Source organism: Paraburkholderia sp. Cy-641, from assembly GCF_011752945.1.
Taxonomy (GTDB): Bacteria; Pseudomonadota; Gammaproteobacteria; order Burkholderiales; family Burkholderiaceae; genus Paraburkholderia.
Genome location: NZ_VWWM01000007.1, coordinates 108,527 through 123,880 on the forward strand (window position 1 = coordinate 108,527; position 15,354 = coordinate 123,880).

15 protein-coding genes are annotated in these 15,354 nt (G+C 63.4%); 9 read left to right on the forward strand and 6 right to left on the reverse strand.

What is annotated here, in order from left to right; genetic code table 11:
- Window positions 1-12 precede the first annotated feature (12 nt).
- Complete coding sequence (locus F3J20_RS05985; protein ID WP_167038796.1) at window positions 13-1,272, forward strand: multidrug effflux MFS transporter; 1,260 nt, start codon at window positions 13-15, stop codon at window positions 1,270-1,272.
- A 64-nt stretch (window positions 1,273-1,336) separates the two neighbouring features.
- Here the strand turns inward: F3J20_RS05985 and F3J20_RS05990 are convergent, their stop codons facing one another.
- On the reverse strand, window positions 1,337-2,080 hold the full coding sequence (locus tag F3J20_RS05990) for a hypothetical protein (RefSeq protein ID WP_167282457.1): 744 nt from the start codon (window positions 2,078-2,080) through the stop codon (window positions 1,337-1,339).
- A gap of 371 nt (window positions 2,081-2,451) precedes the next feature.
- On the opposite strand from F3J20_RS05990, the gene F3J20_RS05995 reads away from it, so the two are divergent.
- Window positions 2,452-2,868: a DUF4279 domain-containing protein gene (locus tag F3J20_RS05995; protein WP_167282459.1), complete on the forward strand. Its 417-nt coding sequence runs from the start codon at window positions 2,452-2,454 to the stop codon at window positions 2,866-2,868.
- A gap of 98 nt (window positions 2,869-2,966) precedes the next feature.
- On the opposite strand, the gene F3J20_RS06000 is transcribed toward F3J20_RS05995, so the two are convergent.
- Both F3J20_RS06000 and F3J20_RS06005 read right to left on the reverse strand, forming a co-directional pair.
- On the reverse strand, window positions 2,967-4,277 hold the full coding sequence (locus F3J20_RS06000; RefSeq protein WP_167038802.1) for an MFS transporter: 1,311 nt from the start codon (window positions 4,275-4,277) through the stop codon (window positions 2,967-2,969).
- Window positions 4,278-4,566: 289 nt separating this feature from the next.
- Window positions 4,567-5,658 carry a tartrate dehydrogenase gene (locus F3J20_RS06005; RefSeq protein WP_167282461.1) on the reverse strand — a complete coding sequence of 364 codons (1,092 nt, stop codon included), beginning with the start codon at window positions 5,656-5,658 and terminating at the stop codon, window positions 4,567-4,569.
- Between the two features lie 124 nt (window positions 5,659-5,782).
- Between F3J20_RS06005 and F3J20_RS06010 the strand changes: the two genes are divergently transcribed.
- The 7 genes from F3J20_RS06010 to F3J20_RS06040 all read left to right on the forward strand — a co-directional run bounded on the left by F3J20_RS06010 (window position 5,783) and on the right by F3J20_RS06040 (window position 11,576).
- Window positions 5,783-6,709 carry a LysR substrate-binding domain-containing protein gene (locus F3J20_RS06010; RefSeq protein WP_167282463.1) on the forward strand — a complete coding sequence of 309 codons (927 nt, stop codon included), beginning with the start codon at window positions 5,783-5,785 and terminating at the stop codon, window positions 6,707-6,709.
- Between the two features lie 570 nt (window positions 6,710-7,279).
- Entirely contained in the window at window positions 7,280-7,561 is a 282-nt protein-coding gene (locus F3J20_RS06015) for an RNase A-like domain-containing protein (RefSeq protein WP_167282465.1), read from the forward strand.
- Window positions 7,554-7,844, forward strand: a complete 291-nt coding sequence (locus tag F3J20_RS06020; protein ID WP_167282467.1) for a contact-dependent growth inhibition system immunity protein — start codon at window positions 7,554-7,556, stop codon at window positions 7,842-7,844. Before F3J20_RS06015 ends, F3J20_RS06020 begins: the two co-directional genes overlap by 8 nt.
- A gap of 125 nt (window positions 7,845-7,969) precedes the next feature.
- Window positions 7,970-9,268, forward strand: coding sequence for a TAXI family TRAP transporter solute-binding subunit (locus F3J20_RS06025; protein WP_167282469.1), 1,299 nt, complete (start codon window positions 7,970-7,972; stop codon window positions 9,266-9,268).
- A gap of 121 nt (window positions 9,269-9,389) precedes the next feature.
- Window positions 9,390-10,499, forward strand: a complete 1,110-nt coding sequence (locus F3J20_RS06030; RefSeq protein WP_167282471.1) for a DMT family transporter — start codon at window positions 9,390-9,392, stop codon at window positions 10,497-10,499.
- A gap of 185 nt (window positions 10,500-10,684) precedes the next feature.
- The gene (locus tag F3J20_RS06035; protein ID WP_167038815.1) at window positions 10,685-10,888 is read left to right on the forward strand and encodes a DUF3562 domain-containing protein; all 204 of its coding nucleotides are present in this window, start codon (window positions 10,685-10,687) and stop codon (window positions 10,886-10,888) included.
- 226 nt (window positions 10,889-11,114) lie between these two features.
- Window positions 11,115-11,576 carry a GNAT family N-acetyltransferase gene (locus F3J20_RS06040; RefSeq protein ID WP_167282473.1) on the forward strand — a complete coding sequence of 154 codons (462 nt, stop codon included), beginning with the start codon at window positions 11,115-11,117 and terminating at the stop codon, window positions 11,574-11,576.
- Between the two features lie 113 nt (window positions 11,577-11,689).
- Here F3J20_RS06040 and F3J20_RS06045 read toward each other — a convergent pair whose 3' ends face one another.
- From F3J20_RS06045 to F3J20_RS06055, 3 genes are read right to left on the reverse strand one after another with little or no spacing between them, the layout of a single operon-like run.
- Window positions 11,690-13,093 (reverse strand): MFS transporter, encoded by a 1,404-nt coding sequence (locus F3J20_RS06045; protein WP_167038819.1) that lies wholly within the window; start codon window positions 13,091-13,093, stop codon window positions 11,690-11,692.
- 25 nt (window positions 13,094-13,118) lie between these two features.
- Window positions 13,119-14,384, reverse strand: coding sequence for an FAD-dependent oxidoreductase (locus tag F3J20_RS06050; protein WP_167282475.1), 1,266 nt, complete (start codon window positions 14,382-14,384; stop codon window positions 13,119-13,121).
- On the reverse strand, window positions 14,377-15,342 hold the full coding sequence (locus tag F3J20_RS06055; RefSeq protein WP_167282477.1) for a VOC family protein: 966 nt from the start codon (window positions 15,340-15,342) through the stop codon (window positions 14,377-14,379). Before F3J20_RS06055 ends, F3J20_RS06050 begins: the two co-directional genes overlap by 8 nt.
- Window positions 15,343-15,354 lie beyond the last annotated feature (12 nt).

The following is a 15,354-nucleotide window of genomic DNA, read 5'->3' on the forward strand; positions in this document are numbered from 1 at the left end:
TTTGACGCAGTCATGACCCCCGATACCCCTACGTCCGTCCTTCCCCAGTCCGCGCCGAACTCGCCGCGCTTCCTGCTGTACATGATTTGCCTGTTCGCTTCCGCCGGGCAGCTCGCCATCGACATCTACGTGCCCGCGCTGCCCGCGATGGCGCGCTACTTCGCCACCTCGCCGCAGGCCATCCAGACGAGCGTCACCGGCTACATGATCGCTTACGCGTTCGGCCAGCTGATCTTCGGACCGGTCTCCGATGCGTACGGCCGCAAACGCGTGCTCGCTTTCGGGCTCGTGGTGTTTACGATCGGCTGTCTGCTGTCGCTCACGGCGCCGAATCTGGAAACATTCGTGTTCGCCCGCTGCCTGCAGGGCTTCGGCATCGCGACCACCAACCTGCTCTCGAAGGCGATCATCACCGATTCGTTCGCGGGCACCGCGCTGATGCACGCGTTCACGTACATGTCGATCGCGTGGGGACTCGCGCCGATCATCGCGCCGGTGATCGGCGCGCATCTGCAAACCCTGTTCGGCTGGCGCGCGTGCCTCGTCTTCCTGCTTCTCTATTCGATCGTGATGTGGGCGATGCTGTGGCGCTATCGCGAGACCTTGCCGAAGCCCGTGCATCTCGAACCGCGCACGCTGATTGCAAACGCGCGCAAGGTGATATCGAGCCCGGTGTTCCAGAGCTGCTTCCTCGCGCAAGGGTTGTGCTACAGCATCCTGCTCGTGTTCAACATCATCGGACCGTTCATGGTGCAGAACACGCTGCACCGGCCGCCGACGTTCTTCGGCTATCTCGCGCTCGGCATCGGCATGATGTATTTCCTCGGCGGCCTGTCGAACCGTCTGCACGGTCCGCGTCTGCCGAGCGCCGAGCAACGGCTGCGCATCGGCGCGCGCGTGATGGCGGGCGCCTCGCTCGCGATGCTGCTGCTCGCGCTGACGGTCGGCCTGCGCGTGTGGACGCTCTCGATACCCGTCCTGTTGATGGGCCTCTGCGCGGGCGCGATGTATCCGACGCTGATGGCCAAGGGCAATTCGCTGTTCCCGCACATCGCGGGCCTGACGAGCGCGATCCTCGGCTGCGCGCTGCTGCTCGTGTCGTCGGCGCTGATGGGACTCGCCGGCTTCGTGTCGGTGCAGATTCTCACGCCGCTCGCGGTGTTCTTCGTGATCGTCGCGTTCGTCGTGGTGCTGATGGTGACGAAGCTGCTGCGCCATCTGGAGCAGGCGCGGCCGGAGGCTGCTGTGTGTGCGGGTAGTGAGGTTGCGTGAGCACCGGTACACGCGACGCAACGCAGTAAGCCACTCATCTCGCATCCAAACTGGCAGCCCGCAATCAATGAAGCGTGCCGCCCAACCGCTCGATCCTGCGCAGCTGGCGCGGCAACACGATATACATCCCCCACGCCGCGATAAAAACCGCACGCAGCAGATTCTCCGCATGATGCGGCAACGCAATGGCCAAGCCGGCCATCGCGAGGCTGGCGGGCACGGCCCACGCATACGTCGTTACCCCGAGCAGCGTGGCCTGCCAGAAGCCGAAGCGGCCCGATCCGCGTATCGCATGCGCAACGAGTCCGCCGCGCACCATGTACCCTGCAAGCGGCAAGCTCGCGAGCATGTAAATCAGGAACAGCACGATCGCCGGCATTGCCGCGATCGCAAGCGACCATGCCCGCGAATTCCTCGCAAAATCAGGCGTGAGCACGTCGAATGAGAACGTCATGAGCGGCACCACCGCCCTGGGAATCAGAAAGTGAAAAGCGAACATCGAGATCACAAGGAACAGGATGCCAGCAAGGTACTGACGCCACGCGCACGACCACCACACGTACAGACGTCGGCCGAAGCTCATGCTCCTGCCGAGACGGAAGGGCGCGCCGCCGTCCTTTAGCGCGGCAAAGCCGGCCAATACGGCAAATAGCACGACCGCTATCGCGAGAATATAAGAACTCCATACAAAGAACGCCGGATGCGTTCCGCTCGTAACCGAAGCTGGTCCCGGCGTAGAAAAATTCTGCAGATGTTGAGCGACATAGTCCGACGGGTCGAGCGCCTGCGAAGAGTCGTGCGTTGCCATCTTGTCTCCCTGTTTTGTGACGTCACGGTGCAAGGCCAGTGATTCGAAACGCGGCGCAGCGGGCAAGCCGCGAGTGCTTCCTATGCCTCAGCATAGATGCCAGGCGGCCTATTTGTCATACATTTTCGATCTGACTGTTCCAGAGTGCTTCGGCGTCGCATGCATGATGATCGAATGAGTGAACCTCACACGCGCCGATGCGATGCACGTAGTTCACAACGAAGACGAAAACATGATCGACACCACGGCATGCACTGATGCCCGAGTTGTGTGCTTCTGAACGGGATGACCGCTTCGGCGGAGTTTTTTGGATGGTTTCATGCTGCACAATCGCAAACTTCCACGATTGGGCAAACTAACGAAATCGGCCAATGACCAACCATCCTCTGGCATATGCGACGTTTCACGTCATGGGCAATGCAGTCGTGCCCATGTTCTGGACCGAGTACTTCAGCTTGTCGCCCGACACGGCTATAGCGAAAGGAGAGCCTTTTGTGACGCCATCGGGGCGCCTGGCCGGCCCCGGTCGTGTCGGCCTGTGGGGCTCGAGCAGCAAGCGATTCATACACAGTAACGACCTCACCCCGCATCTTCGCTTTCTCGTCCAAAGACTGAATCTCGCTCGCGTCGATCTTCCACAAGTCGTCGCCGAAAAAGAGGTGAAGCTGCGCTTTTTCTGCTACTGGAACACTCGAAGTGGCGACCGTGTAACGGATATCCCGCAGGATATCCGCACGATGATGGAAGCCCTTGGCGGGACCATCGAGATCGACGAGTACCGCGATTAGAATCACTGCGCGGGGCTGGCCTTGACGGCCCAGCGCGCCCCGAAAAATCGAACACGGCGCCACTCATCCATGCGGTGGAACAGCCTGCCTGAAACGCGCTAATGCCCGTGCCGCTCCCCCATCGCCACGGCATCCTGCTTCGACTGCCGGCTCAGCATCAACGTCACGACCGCCGACACCGCCAGCGTCGCGCCGACCACATAGAGGCCCGCGGCATATCCGCCCGTCACGTTCTTGAGCCAGCCAATCGCGAACGGACCGACGAAGCCGCCGAGATTGCCGACCGAGTTGATCATCGCGATCCCCGCCGCCGCGCCCGCACCCGACAGGAACATGCTCGGCATCGCCCATAGCGGCGCCTTCGCCGCGCTGATCCCGACGTTCACGACCACGAGTGCGAGCACGATCATCAACGCCGTGCTCGCATGGCCGGCGAACACGAAGCCGACACAAGCCAGCGCGCACGGAATCACGACGTGCCACGTGCGCTCCTCGGTGCGGTCCGAGTGCCTCGCCCACAACACCATCGCGATCACCGCGAGCACGCTCGGCACGCCGGCCAGCAGCCCCGTTTCGAACGAGCCGAAACCGTATTGGCGGATAATCAGCGGCGCCCACAAGCCGAGCGTATACAGTCCCGCCGAGGTGCCGAAGTAGATCAACGCGAGCGCAAGCACGCGCGGATCGCGCAATGCGCTGAGCGCACCCGCCGTGTGGCCCGCATGCGCATGCCGCGCGTCGGCTTCGAGCTTCAGCTTCGCGATCAGCCAGTCGCGCTCTTCCGGCTGAAGCCATTGCGCTTGCGCGGGCTTGTCGGTCAGATACTTGAGCACGAAGAAGCCGAGCACGATCGCGGGCAACGCTTCGAGTATGTAGAGCATTTGCCAGTCGGCGAGTCCGGCGAGGGGCGGCAGCTTCATGATCGCGCCGGAAATCGGCGAGCCGATTGCGGTGGAGATCGGCGCGGCGGCCATGAACCACGCGGCCGCAACCGCGCGCTGGCGCGCCGGAAACCACAGGCTCAGATACAGGATGATGCCGGGAAAGAAACCCGCTTCCGCAACGCCGAGAATGAAGCGCAGCGCGTAGAAACTGTTCGGTCCGACGACGAACGCGGAGGCGAGCGACACGAGCCCCCACGACACCATCACGCGAGCGATCCAGCGGCGCGCGCCGACCTTGTGAAGGATCAGATTCGACGGCACTTCGAACAGAAAATAGCCGATGAAGAAAAGCCCACCGCCGAGTCCGAAGGCGGTCGGCGAAAGCCCGATGGCCTTGTTCATCGACAACGCGGCGAAGCCCACATTCACGCGGTCGAGAAAACTCACGAAGTACAGCAGCATGACGAACGGGATGATCCGCAGCATCAGCTTGCGAGTCACCCGGCTTTCGAGTTCGGAAGTCATTGTCTCCTCCTGCGGCGCGCAGCCGTGAGCCGCGCGCGGCTTGCACGCTGGCCGGCTCCGGGTCGCGCCAGTCGGGTTGGGATGGTGTTCTGGCCGTGTCATGGCGCGGTATAGCCGCGCGTCGGCCTTGTCTGAAGCGAATACGGTCCGTGCGTTCAGGTCGCGCTCGGGTCGCGCTTAGGTCACACTTAGGCAACCGCCGGATCGAGCACCGGCCAGGCTTTGGCCGGTGCTCGATCGCGCGCTCAGGTCGCGCCTGAGGTGCGCTCCGTTCACACCTCGCATGCACTCACGCGGCGTTCGGCACCGACGCCGCTTTCTCGATGAACGCGCAAACGGCCGCCGTCACCTGGGCGGTCGTGGCCGTGCCGCCGAGGTCGCGCGTATGCAGCGACTCGTTCGCGGTGACCGCTTCGACGGCCTGCATCACACGCTTTGCTGCGTCGAATTCGCCGAGGTGTTCGAGCAGCATCACGACCGACCAGAACGTGCCGACCGGATTCGCGAGCCCCTTGCCCATGATGTCGAACGCGGAACCGTGAATCGGCTCGAACATCGACGGATAGCGGCGCTCCGGATCGATGTTGCCGGTCGGCGCAATGCCGAGGCTGCCGGCAAGCGCGGCCGCGAGGTCGCTGAGAATATCGGCGTGCAGGTTGGTGGCGACGATCGTGTCGAGCGTCGCCGGACGATTGACCATGCGCGCGGTCGCCGCGTCGACGAGTTCCTTGTCCCACGTGACGTCCGGAAACTCCTTCGAGATCTGGAGCGCGATCTCGTCCCACATCACCATTGCGTGACGCTGCGCATTGCTCTTCGTGATGACGGTCAGCAGCTTGCGCGGACGCGACTGCGCGAGCCGGAACGCGAAACGCATGATGCGCTCGACACCGGCGCGCGTCATGACCGACACGTCGGTTGCGGCTTCGATCGCATGGCCCTGATGCACGCGGCCGCCGACGCCCGAATATTCGCCCTCCGAATTTTCGCGGACGATCACCCAGTTCAGGTCTTCGGGCTTGCAGTACTTCAGCGGCGCGTCAATGCCTGGGAGGATGCGCGTCGGGCGCACGTTCGCATATTGATCGAAGCCCTGGCAGATCTTCAGGCGCAAACCCCACAGCGTGATGTGATCGGGAATGTCCTTGTCGCCCGCCGAGCCGAACAGGATCGCGTCCTTGTCGCGAATCGCGTCGAGCCCGTTCTCCGGCATCATCACGCCGTGCTGGCGATGGTAGTCGCCGCCCCAGTCGAAGCTCTCGAACTCGAACGTGAAGGCGCGCGTGCTCTTCGCGAGTGTATCGAGCACCTGCGCGCCGGCCGGCACGACCTCCTTGCCGATGCCGTCGCCGGGAATGGTTGCGATGCGATAGGTTTTCATGTCTCCGTCCTGTGCTGTGTGAAGGGTGTGATCGCACTCTAGCGCTGTCTCGCGGGTAAAAACCGGTGCTAGACTCAAAGCATCTTTAACCTGTATTCACAAATAAAAGGGGGCTGAGAACGCGATGAGCGCTACCGTCCAGCCATCGGATCTGAGCTTTTTCTCGACGCTCGCCGCCTCCGGCAGCCTGAGCGCGGCCGCGCGCGAACTGGGGCTGACGGCCGCCGCGGTCAGCAAGCACCTCACGCAGATGGAGCAGCGCGCGGGCGTCGCGCTCGTCAATCGCACGACGCGCCGCATGATGCTGACGCCCGAAGGCGAGCTGTATGTCGAGCGCGCGCGGCGGATTCTCGATGAAATCGACGAACTGGCCGAACTGCTCGGCTCGGCGAAGAAGACGCCGAAAGGTCTGCTGCGCGTGAACGCAACGCTCGGCTTCGGGCGCAGCCACGTCGGGCCGGCCATTTCGCGCTTCGTCGCGAAGTATCCGCAGGTGTCGGTGCAGTTGCAGCTCTCGGTCACGCCCCCGCCCCTGACCGACGACAGCTTCGACGTCTGCATCCGCTTCGGCGAGCCGCCCGATACGCGCGTGGTCGCGCGCCGCCTCGCGGCGAACCGGCGCCTGCTGTGCGCGGCACCGTCGTATATCGCGGCGCACGGCGTGCCGCAGACCGCGCATGATCTGACGCGCCACAACTGCATCGGCATCCGTCAGGGTGACGAAGCTTATGGCGTGTGGCGCCTGACTTCGGGACGGGGCGCGGCACGCAGGACGGAAGTGGTGCGCATCAAGGGCTCGCTGACCACCAACGACGGCGAGATCGCCGTGAAGTGGGCGCTCGAGGGACACGGCATCCTGATGCGCGCGGAGTGGGACATCGAGCAGTATCTCGCCGACGGCTCGCTGGTCCGGCTACTGCCCGATCACGACACGCCGAACGCGGATATCTTTGCGGTGTATTCGCCGCGCCATCAGATGTCGAATCGTATTCGCGCGTTCGTGGAATTTATTGCGCGGGATCTGGGTGGTGAGGTGAGGGTGGCTGGGTAGGGTGATCGGGTGAGAATGAGCGGCTGTGGTTGTGTTTTCCGAGTTGTCTTATTGATGCTGGTCTTGCGGCCCCTGAAGCTACAAGCTTCGGGGACACTTCTTCGTGCTTCCTATCGTCGCAACAAGCAATATTGCAAACGACCGCGCGGAGTATGTCGTAGATGATTATCAGGCTAATCGATCTGGTGCTTGTACTACTGCCAACCAGCGCTCTCGCATGCAATACCTCTCAGAACCTCCCAGGTCAAAACATCGACGTATATTTCGAAAGAAATTCGGCTCAGATATCGGCAGATCAAGTTTTAAAGATGGCGAATTGGGCTATCGACATGCGCCTTCGGTATCCCATTCAAGAGGTACTGTCCATCGGCTGATTGGCTGAATCAAATGAAAAAGAACCAGAAAAATTGGCACTGCAACGGGCCAATTCGGCAAAAGCCATGTTGATGCAATTCGGTCTGACTCAGGTTCCATACGATGTTCGCGCCAGAATCTACAAGCCTCTTGTCCACTTGACCGAACCACCTGGAAAGATCAGGCGCGTTGAGATCGAATTATCCCCGGGTTGTCGTGGCAATTGCTGCGGCGAAAAGTAATGCGTCACAAGCCATGCATGAGGCAAAAGCACTCAACCCGGAATTGGGCGGACACACGCTGAAGCACGTCGACAAGGACGAAGCATGGCTCAAGGAGCAACTGAGGCGAGGCCCGTATATTCCCGCTGCATCATCATTCACAGATATCAGGCAGGCAGAGTGGGCCATCGCGGAAGCGATGCGCGCCAATGTCACGAAAATAGAGACGTGGGCAACAGTACCGCGCCACGACTTGGTACTATTCGATCATGAATGACGGAGCTTATAGCCATCTCGAACAGCTGGTCATGGCTCGATTCCATGAGGACTATTCGCTCTATGGGAATTCGATACCTGAACTGGTTCTCTCCTATAAAGCGGAAATGACCGAGGACGAAAGAATCGCGACGCTGGAAGAGATAGCCCGATTCCAGAAGGCCAATGTGAATTGTCTGGACAGGGCGTTTGACGATCTTTTTGGCTGCCATTGCGACCCGGCTCTTTGGGACCACACTACGGCCTCGTTCCTTGACGAATTGAAACATCTTCTGAGCGAGTAATCCGCGGGTTGTCGCAGCCGTGGGCGCGCCGCGTCCAGCCATCACCCACCCAAGCCGAACCTGAACCGAAACAGGTAACGATGCCGAGACCCCACCCCGCGCTTCAACGCAGTCAAAAAGCCCCCATGACGCGGGCACGCAAGCGCCTGCTGATCGTCGGCGCGATCCTGCTGATCGTCGTCCTCGGCTGGATACTCGCGCTCGTGCTTCAGCCCGCGTTCCAGCGCACGATCGTCATCACGACCGGTGCCGACGGCGGCATCTATCGCGGCTTTGCCGATCGCTACGCACCGCTGCTGAAGCACGAAGGCATCAAGCTCGACATTCGCAGCTCGTCGGGCTCGATCGAAAATTATCAGCGGCTCACCGACCCCGACAGCGCCTACGAAGTCGGCTTCATCCAGTCGGGCACGACCAACCCCAAGGACACCGACAACCTGCAAACGATCGCCGCCGTCTCGTACGAGCCGATCTGGGTGTTCTATCGCGGCGACGCGACGATCGACCTTCTCTCGCAACTGCGCGGCAAGCGCATTTCGCTCGGCGTGCCCGGCAGCGGTCTGCTCAACGTATCGCAGGTCCTGCTCGGCTATAGCGGCATCACGAGCCGGAACTCGACGCTGCTGCAAATGGATGCGAACGCTGCTTATCAAGGGCTCCAAAGCGGTCGGATCGACGCGGCGTTCTTTATCGGCAGACCCGACGCCGACATGCAGCGCACGCTGCTCACGAGCAACCTGAAGCTGATGAACTTCGCGCAGGCCGACGCGCTCGTGCAGAAATTCCCGTCGCTCTCGAAGATCGTCCTGCCGCGCGCCTCGGCCAGCGTCGCCGACGATCTGCCGCGCGCCGACGTCACGCTGCTCGCGGCCACGGCGCTGCTCGTCTCGAAGGACACGCTGCATCCGGCGCTCCTCTATCTGCTGCTCGATGCGGCGCGCACGGTCCACGGCGGCGAGGACTACTTCACGCCGATCGGCACGTTTCCGAATCTGCACACCCAGGAATTCCCGATCTCCGACGAAAGCATCCGCTACTTCAAATCGGGCCGGCCGTTCCTGTACCGCTATCTGCCGTTCTGGCTCGCGAGTCTCATCGAACGGCGGCTGCTGATCCTGCTGCCGTTCATGGCGCTTCTGATCGGTCTCATACAGGCGCTGCCGCGCACGCTCGAAGCGCGCATGAAAAAGCGGCTCGAGGTCTGGTATCGCGAGATCAAGGCGCTCGAAGACGAGGTATGGAAAAACTTCGCGCCGACTCGCGCGCAAATCGCGCAATGGCGCGACGAGATCGAGAGCATCGACGCAAGCGCGAGCCAGATACGGATTCCGTATCGCTACTTTCAGGACGTTTACGCGCTCAAGCAGGCGATCGGCATCGTGCGCGACCGGATCGCCCACGCGGCGGAGAGGGCGCAGAAGTAGACGCTCACGCGCGCGGGCCTTGCAGCTTACGGCGCGGTAACCGCTTGCGCCCGATCCTCGCGCCGCTTCGCCAATCGCGGTATCGTGTCCGCCTTCCCCCTGCTCAAGCGCCGATCCGCCGATGCCGTCCCGCCATAGCGCCGCCTTTACCGCCCTACTCGCCGCCGCGCTGTTCGGCGCGACCACGCCGCTCGCGAAAGCGCTGCTCGATTCGCTATCGCCGTTTCTGCTGGCGGGCCTGTTCTATCTCGGCAGCGGGGTCGGCCTTGGCATCGTGATGCTGGCGCGCCGCGTGGTGCGTCGAACGACGCGTCGTTCGGCCCAGCGCTCGACATCGCCCGCCGCCGCCCAGCCAACAGAACCGCACCGCTTTCCGCTGCGCGACGTACCGTGGCTGGCCGGCGCAATCGCCGCGGGCGGCGTCGCCGGGCCTGCGCTGCTGATGCTCGGCTTGAACACCACGCCGGCCGCCACCGGCTCCCTGCTGCTGAATCTCGAAGGCGTGTTCACCGCATTGATCGCATGGATCGTATTCCGCGAAAACGTCGACCTGCCGGTGTTCGTCGGCATGCTCGCCATCGTCGCGGGCGGCGTCGTGCTGGCCTGGCAGCCCGGCGCGGCGGACCTGCCGCCGGGCGCGCTGCTGCTCGCCGGCGCATGCGCGTGCTGGGCCGTCGACAACAATCTCACCCGCAAGGTGTCGACGCACGACGCGACCTTCATCGCCTGCGTGAAGGGGCTCGTTGCGGGCCCGGTGAACGTGGCGCTGGCGTTCGCCGTTGGCGCGAGCTGGCCGCACGGCACGACCGCGTGGAGCGTCGCGCTCGCGATGCTGACCGGCTTCGCGGGATATGGCGCGAGCCTCGTGCTGTTCGTCGTCGCGCTGCGCAATCTCGGCTCCGCGCGAACCGGCGCGTACTTCTCCGTTGCGCCGCTATTCGGCGTCACGCTGTCGTGGCTGCTCTGGCCCGAACTGCCGACTTCGCAATTCTGGGTAGCGGCCGCGCTAATGACGCTCGGCGTGTGGCTGCATGTGCGGGAACGCCACGAGCATGCGCACACGCACGAGGCGCTCGACCACACGCATCGCCATCGGCACGACGCGCATCATCAGCACGAGCACGATTTCGCATGGGACGGCGAGGAACCGCATACCCATCCGCATCACCATGCGCCGATCACGCATGCTCATAGGCATTTCCCGGATATCCACCACCGCCACACCCATTGATTTTCCGCGCGCTCCCATCGGGCAACCGTTTGCTGCGACGCAAGATAAAAATCTCTGTGGAACGGGTCGTGCGATAGGCCAATTCAATTGGCATAGTGGCGGGTCGCGTCCTGTAATGGACTCCTGCCGTTCACGTTGTGTTTACGTTCCGTCCACCCAGCCCGCCGCCCCATCCGGAGAGATCCATGTCGCAGCCTCAGCCCAATGTAGACGAACTGGTGAGAAGCATCGCCGAAGAAACCGACACGCCAGCCGAAACGGTATCCCGCCTGTATGCGGATACGCTCGCCAATTACCGGCAGGACGCCCGCGTATTCGATTACGTGCCGCTATTCGCCGCGAAGAAGGTACGCGCCCAGCTTCGTCACAACCCGGATCGCGGTCACTGAAGGCACCTTGACCGCCTGGTTGCACCCGCAGTGACACCACCGGCGCGCGGTCACGCGCGCACCCACCCTAAAAAAACACACGCCGCGCGGAACCATTCGACCCGTGGTTCCAGATTTTGCGCGCCTCGTGGAGCTAACAATGGCGCCACGAATTTTCTATGCTGACGGTTCGATCGTTCCCGGCAGGCATGCTGTTGCCCGCCTCATTCGATAAGGAACCGCACCTATGTCCGCCCAGATCCTGATTCGCGCCGTCATTCGCGAAGATTTCGACGCATGGCTGCCGCTATGGGATGCGTACAACGCGTTCTACGGCCGCTCGGGCGAGACCGCGCTGCCGCGCGACATCACGCGCATCACCTGGCAGCGCTTCTTCGACGGCTACGAGCCGATGCACGCGTTCGTCGCCGAGCGCGACGGGCAACTGGTCGGCCTCGTGCACTTTCTCTATCACCGTCACACGACGCTGGCCGGACCGATCTGCTATCTGCAGGACCTCTACACGCTCGACACCGAGCGCGGCAAGGGCGTCGGCCGCGCGCTGATCGAAGCCGTGTATGCGCGCGCCCAGGCCGATGGCGCGGAACGCGTCTACTGGCAAACGCACGAGACGAATCAGACCGCGATGAAGCTTTACGACAAGGTCGCGGACAGGTCGGGCTTCGTCGTGTATCGCAAAGCGCTGTGACGCACCACGCGTCGCAATTCCGCAGCGAACGCAAAAAAAGCAGCCGGAAAGACGAAAGGCGCACCACGTGGTGCGCCTTTTCGTTTTCTCGAAACCGCGTCAGCAATGCGATATCAGGCTTCGAGTTGCTCCAGCACCTTGCCCTTGGTTTCGATGCCGAGGAAGTGCACCGCGATCGCCGCGACGAACGGCACGGCAGCGAGGATATAGAACGCCACTTCGAGATTGCCGCCGATCATCGTCTTCGACACGATGGCCGGCGCGAAGATCGCCGCGATCTTGAGCCAGGCGCCGCCCACGCCGCAACCCATCGCGCGGATGCTCGTCGGGTACAGCTCCGGCGTGTACACGTAAGCGGTGATGAAGCCACTCGCGAGGAAGCCAAGCGCGAATGCACAGAAGGTTGCGACCACGTACACCGACGAGTCGTGCAACACGCCCGCCATCGCCAGCGACACCGCGCACAGGATGAACGAGATGTTGATGATCGGCTTGCGTCCCACCGCATCGACCAGCAGCGCGCAGACGAGCGAGCCGACCACGCCGAGCACCGAAGCCGCCACGGCCAGGTTCAGCGCAAGCTGCAACGGCGCGTGATAGATCGTGCGGTAGATCGTCGGCAGCCAGGTGGACAGACCGTACTGGATAAAGCCGCAGGTCACCCACAGCATCGCCACGGCAATCGTGCGCTTCAGGTAGGCCGGGCCGAACAGGTCCGAGACGCTGCGCTTCGGATGGCGATTGACCATCTCGTCGAATTCGGCCGAGCTTGCCACCGGCGGCAGCGGCACCTTGGCGGCCCGTTCGAATGCGAGCACGGCGGAATCGGCTTCGGCCATCCGGTCGCGCACGGCGAGCCAGCGCGGCGATTCCGGCACGAGCTTGCGCAGCGCGAAGAACAGGATCAGCGGCATGCCGCCGATGAAGTACATCGCCGGCCAGCCGAAACGCGGCACGATCCACGCCCCCATCGCGCTCGATGCGAGCAGCCCGATCGGGAAGACGATTTCGTACAGCAGCACGAAACGCCCGCGGCCATGCGCGCGGCTGATCTCGTTGATATAGGTCGCGGCCACCGGCAATTCGCCGCCGAGTCCCAGCCCCTGGATAATGCGCAGCACGACGAATACGGCGAACGTCGGCGCAAAACCGCACGCAATACTCGTGATACCGATGATGCCCGAGCTCAGCGCAATTGCCTTCACGCGTCCACCGCGCTCCGCATACCACGGAAACAGGAACGCGCCGATCAGTTGTCCTATGGAGCCGGAGCCAAGCAAAAAGCCGACGTCCCACGGCGTCAGGTGCCACTTCGCAATCAGCAGCGGCAGCGTCGTCGCGATTGCGATCACGTCGAAGCCGTCGAAGAACGTCGCGAGACCGATCAGGATACGGGCACGTACTTGCAGCGCGTTCCCCGGCAGGCGTTCGAGCCTCGCGATGATCGAGCCCTGCGTCACGGCGCCTGAAACACCGGCGCTGCTGCGGTCTCCTGTTGAGTTATCGATGGTTCTCATGCCAAGGTGCCGTCCGTAAAAATGGTTAGGCAAGCGCCGTAGAGGCGTCAGTCAGGGTGGCAAGGTCGATGATCCGGCCTTGATTCATCCACTTGCGCGAGAGCTTCAGTTCGCGCGGAGTGTTGATCGCGATCACGCCGCGAATCGTGTTGTCTTCCAGATAGAACAGCGTCGCGCGCCGCGTCGACAGATCGCCGCGCACCGCGAGTGGCGCATCGGCCGGAATGTCGCCGAGAATCTGCAGGTTCACGTCGTACTGATCGGACCAGAACCACGGAATGTCCGCATACGCTTCGAAGTTGCCGAGCAAGGCCTTGGCCACGGCAATCGCCTGGTTCTGCGCGTTGGCCCACGACTCCAGCCGCACGCGGCGCTTGAGCCATGCGCTCGGATGATTCGCCACGTCGCCGCAGGCGAAGATGCGCGGGTCGTCGGTCGCGCCGAAATGATCGACGACGATGCCGTTCTCGACCTTCACGCCCGCCGCTTCGGCAATCGCCGTGTGCGGCGTGAGACCGATGCCGGCCACCGCAAAATCGGCGTCGAGCGTCGAGCCGTCCGCGAACGTCGCGCGAATCCGCTTTGCGTCGTCCGGGTGATCTTCGAGCGCGACGAGCGAGGCGTTCAGGCGCACGTCCACGCCGTTCGCGCGATGCAGGTCGAGCAGGAAGTCCGACACCAGCGGCGGCAGCGAGCGCGCGCACAGACGCGGCGCGCCTTCCACCACACAGGCTTCGACGCCGAGCTTGCGCGCGGTCGCCGCGACTTCGAGACCGATCCAGCCGCCGCCGACCACGAGCACGCGCTGGCTCGCGCGCAGCCGTTCGCCGAGCGCGACCGCTTCGTCGAGCGTACGCAGATAGGCGAGATGCGAGGTCTTCACGAGCGCGTCGGGCAAACGGCGCGCCGCGCCGCCGGTCGCGATCACGAGGCGGTCGTATTGCACTTCGCGGCCCGACTGCGTGCGCACAATGCGCTGTTCGCGATCGATCGAGGTCGCGCAATCGGGCTGCCATGCTTCGACGTTCAGCGCGTCGAAGTCGTCGGGCTTCACGAGGCGCACGGTTTCGATATCGGCTTCGCCGGCCAGCACGGCCTTCGAGAGCGGCGGGCGCTCGTAGGGTAGATGCACTTCGTCGGCGATCATCACGAGGCGGCCGTCGAAGCCTTCCTTGCGCAACGTCTTCACGACCCAGCCGGCCGCCTGGCCGCCGCCGATCACGACGACCGTGCGCGGCGCTTCGAGCCCCGCATGCGCGGCCCGGGCCTTTGCGGTGGCGGCGTCAGTCATTTTTGCGCTCCGTCATGAACTTGCCTTCCGGCGCCTTCGCGTCTTTCTGCCGGCGCGTATTGCCGTCGATGCCGCCTTCGATCGCCCATTCGGCGAACACGGTCGGACCCGGTTCGAATTCGCGCGGCTGCCATTCGGGCGTGAGCTGATCTTCGTCGGCGTAGTACTCGATCAGGCCGCCGGCCGGATTCTTGAAGTACCAGAAGTACGCCGACGACACCGGATGACGCCCCGGCCCGAGCTGCGTTTCCCAGCCGCAACGGTTGATGTGCATACCGCCGCCGAACACTTCGTGGATGTCGCGCACGGTGAACGCGACATGGTTCAGGCCGCGTTTGCCGTTCGGCAAGGCCAGCAGGAAGAGGTCGTGGTGGCCGCCGTGCGGCGCGCAGCGCATGAACGCGCCGCGGCCCGGATAGCGGTCCGAGGTCTCGAAGCCGAGCAGTTCGTGATAGAACTTTTCCTGTTCGGCGAGCTGGTTCGTGAAGAACACGACGTGGCCGACTTCGACCGGCTCCGCGCGTTCGTAGACCGGCGACGGCTGATCGACGCGCAGCGTCTTGCCCCACACGTTCGACGGCGAACCCTGCACGTCGACCGCGCGCTTGCGCGTCACTTCGACGCGAATCGCCATGCCGTTCGGGTCGATGCAGCCGAGCGCGTCGTCGGTTTCGTAGTGGCCGGGCTGACCGGCGAAGCGGCCGCGCAGTGCATCGAGTTCCGCCTTCGTCGCAACGCCCCACGTCACTTCGCGCAGCGTCGGGCCGTCCTCGAACGCGGGCGGCAGCGCCGCGTCGTTCGCGTCGACGACGAGCACCGTGCAGCCGTTCATCGTTTCGAAACGCGCGTGTTGGTCGTCGAACGCGGTCTCCTTGAGACCCCAGTCCGAGAAAAACCGGCGGCAGGTGGCGAGATCCGTCACGCCGTAGGTAATCTGTTCAATGCCGAGAATCGTCATAACGTGCCTCTT

Excerpts from the sequence above, each read along its gene's own strand:
- F3J20_RS06030 (WP_167282471.1), top strand. The coding sequence starts at position 9,390 with ATGCCGTCCCGCCATAGCGCCGCCTTTACCGCCCTACTCGCCGCCGCG.
- F3J20_RS06040 (WP_167282473.1), top strand. The coding sequence starts at position 11,115 with ATGTCCGCCCAGATCCTGATTCGCGCCGTCATTCGCGAAGATTTCGAC.
- F3J20_RS06000 (WP_167038802.1), bottom strand. The coding sequence starts at position 4,277 with ATGACTTCCGAACTCGAAAGCCGGGTGACTCGCAAGCTGATGCTGCGG.
- F3J20_RS06005 (WP_167282461.1), bottom strand. The coding sequence starts at position 5,658 with ATGAAAACCTATCGCATCGCAACCATTCCCGGCGACGGCATCGGCAAG.
- F3J20_RS06025 (WP_167282469.1), top strand. The coding sequence starts at position 7,970 with ATGACGCGGGCACGCAAGCGCCTGCTGATCGTCGGCGCGATCCTGCTG.
- F3J20_RS06035 (WP_167038815.1), top strand. The coding sequence starts at position 10,685 with ATGTCGCAGCCTCAGCCCAATGTAGACGAACTGGTGAGAAGCATCGCC.
- F3J20_RS05990 (WP_167282457.1), bottom strand. The coding sequence starts at position 2,080 with ATGGCAACGCACGACTCTTCGCAGGCGCTCGACCCGTCGGACTATGTC.
- F3J20_RS06055 (WP_167282477.1), bottom strand. The coding sequence starts at position 15,342 with ATGACGATTCTCGGCATTGAACAGATTACCTACGGCGTGACGGATCTC.
- F3J20_RS06010 (WP_167282463.1), top strand. The coding sequence starts at position 5,783 with ATGAGCGCTACCGTCCAGCCATCGGATCTGAGCTTTTTCTCGACGCTC.
- F3J20_RS05985 (WP_167038796.1), top strand. The coding sequence starts at position 13 with ATGACCCCCGATACCCCTACGTCCGTCCTTCCCCAGTCCGCGCCGAAC.
- F3J20_RS06020 (WP_167282467.1), top strand. The coding sequence starts at position 7,554 with ATGAATGACGGAGCTTATAGCCATCTCGAACAGCTGGTCATGGCTCGA.
- F3J20_RS06045 (WP_167038819.1), bottom strand. The coding sequence starts at position 13,093 with ATGAGAACCATCGATAACTCAACAGGAGACCGCAGCAGCGCCGGTGTT.
- F3J20_RS06050 (WP_167282475.1), bottom strand. The coding sequence starts at position 14,384 with ATGACTGACGCCGCCACCGCAAAGGCCCGGGCCGCGCATGCGGGGCTC.
- F3J20_RS05995 (WP_167282459.1), top strand. The coding sequence starts at position 2,452 with ATGACCAACCATCCTCTGGCATATGCGACGTTTCACGTCATGGGCAAT.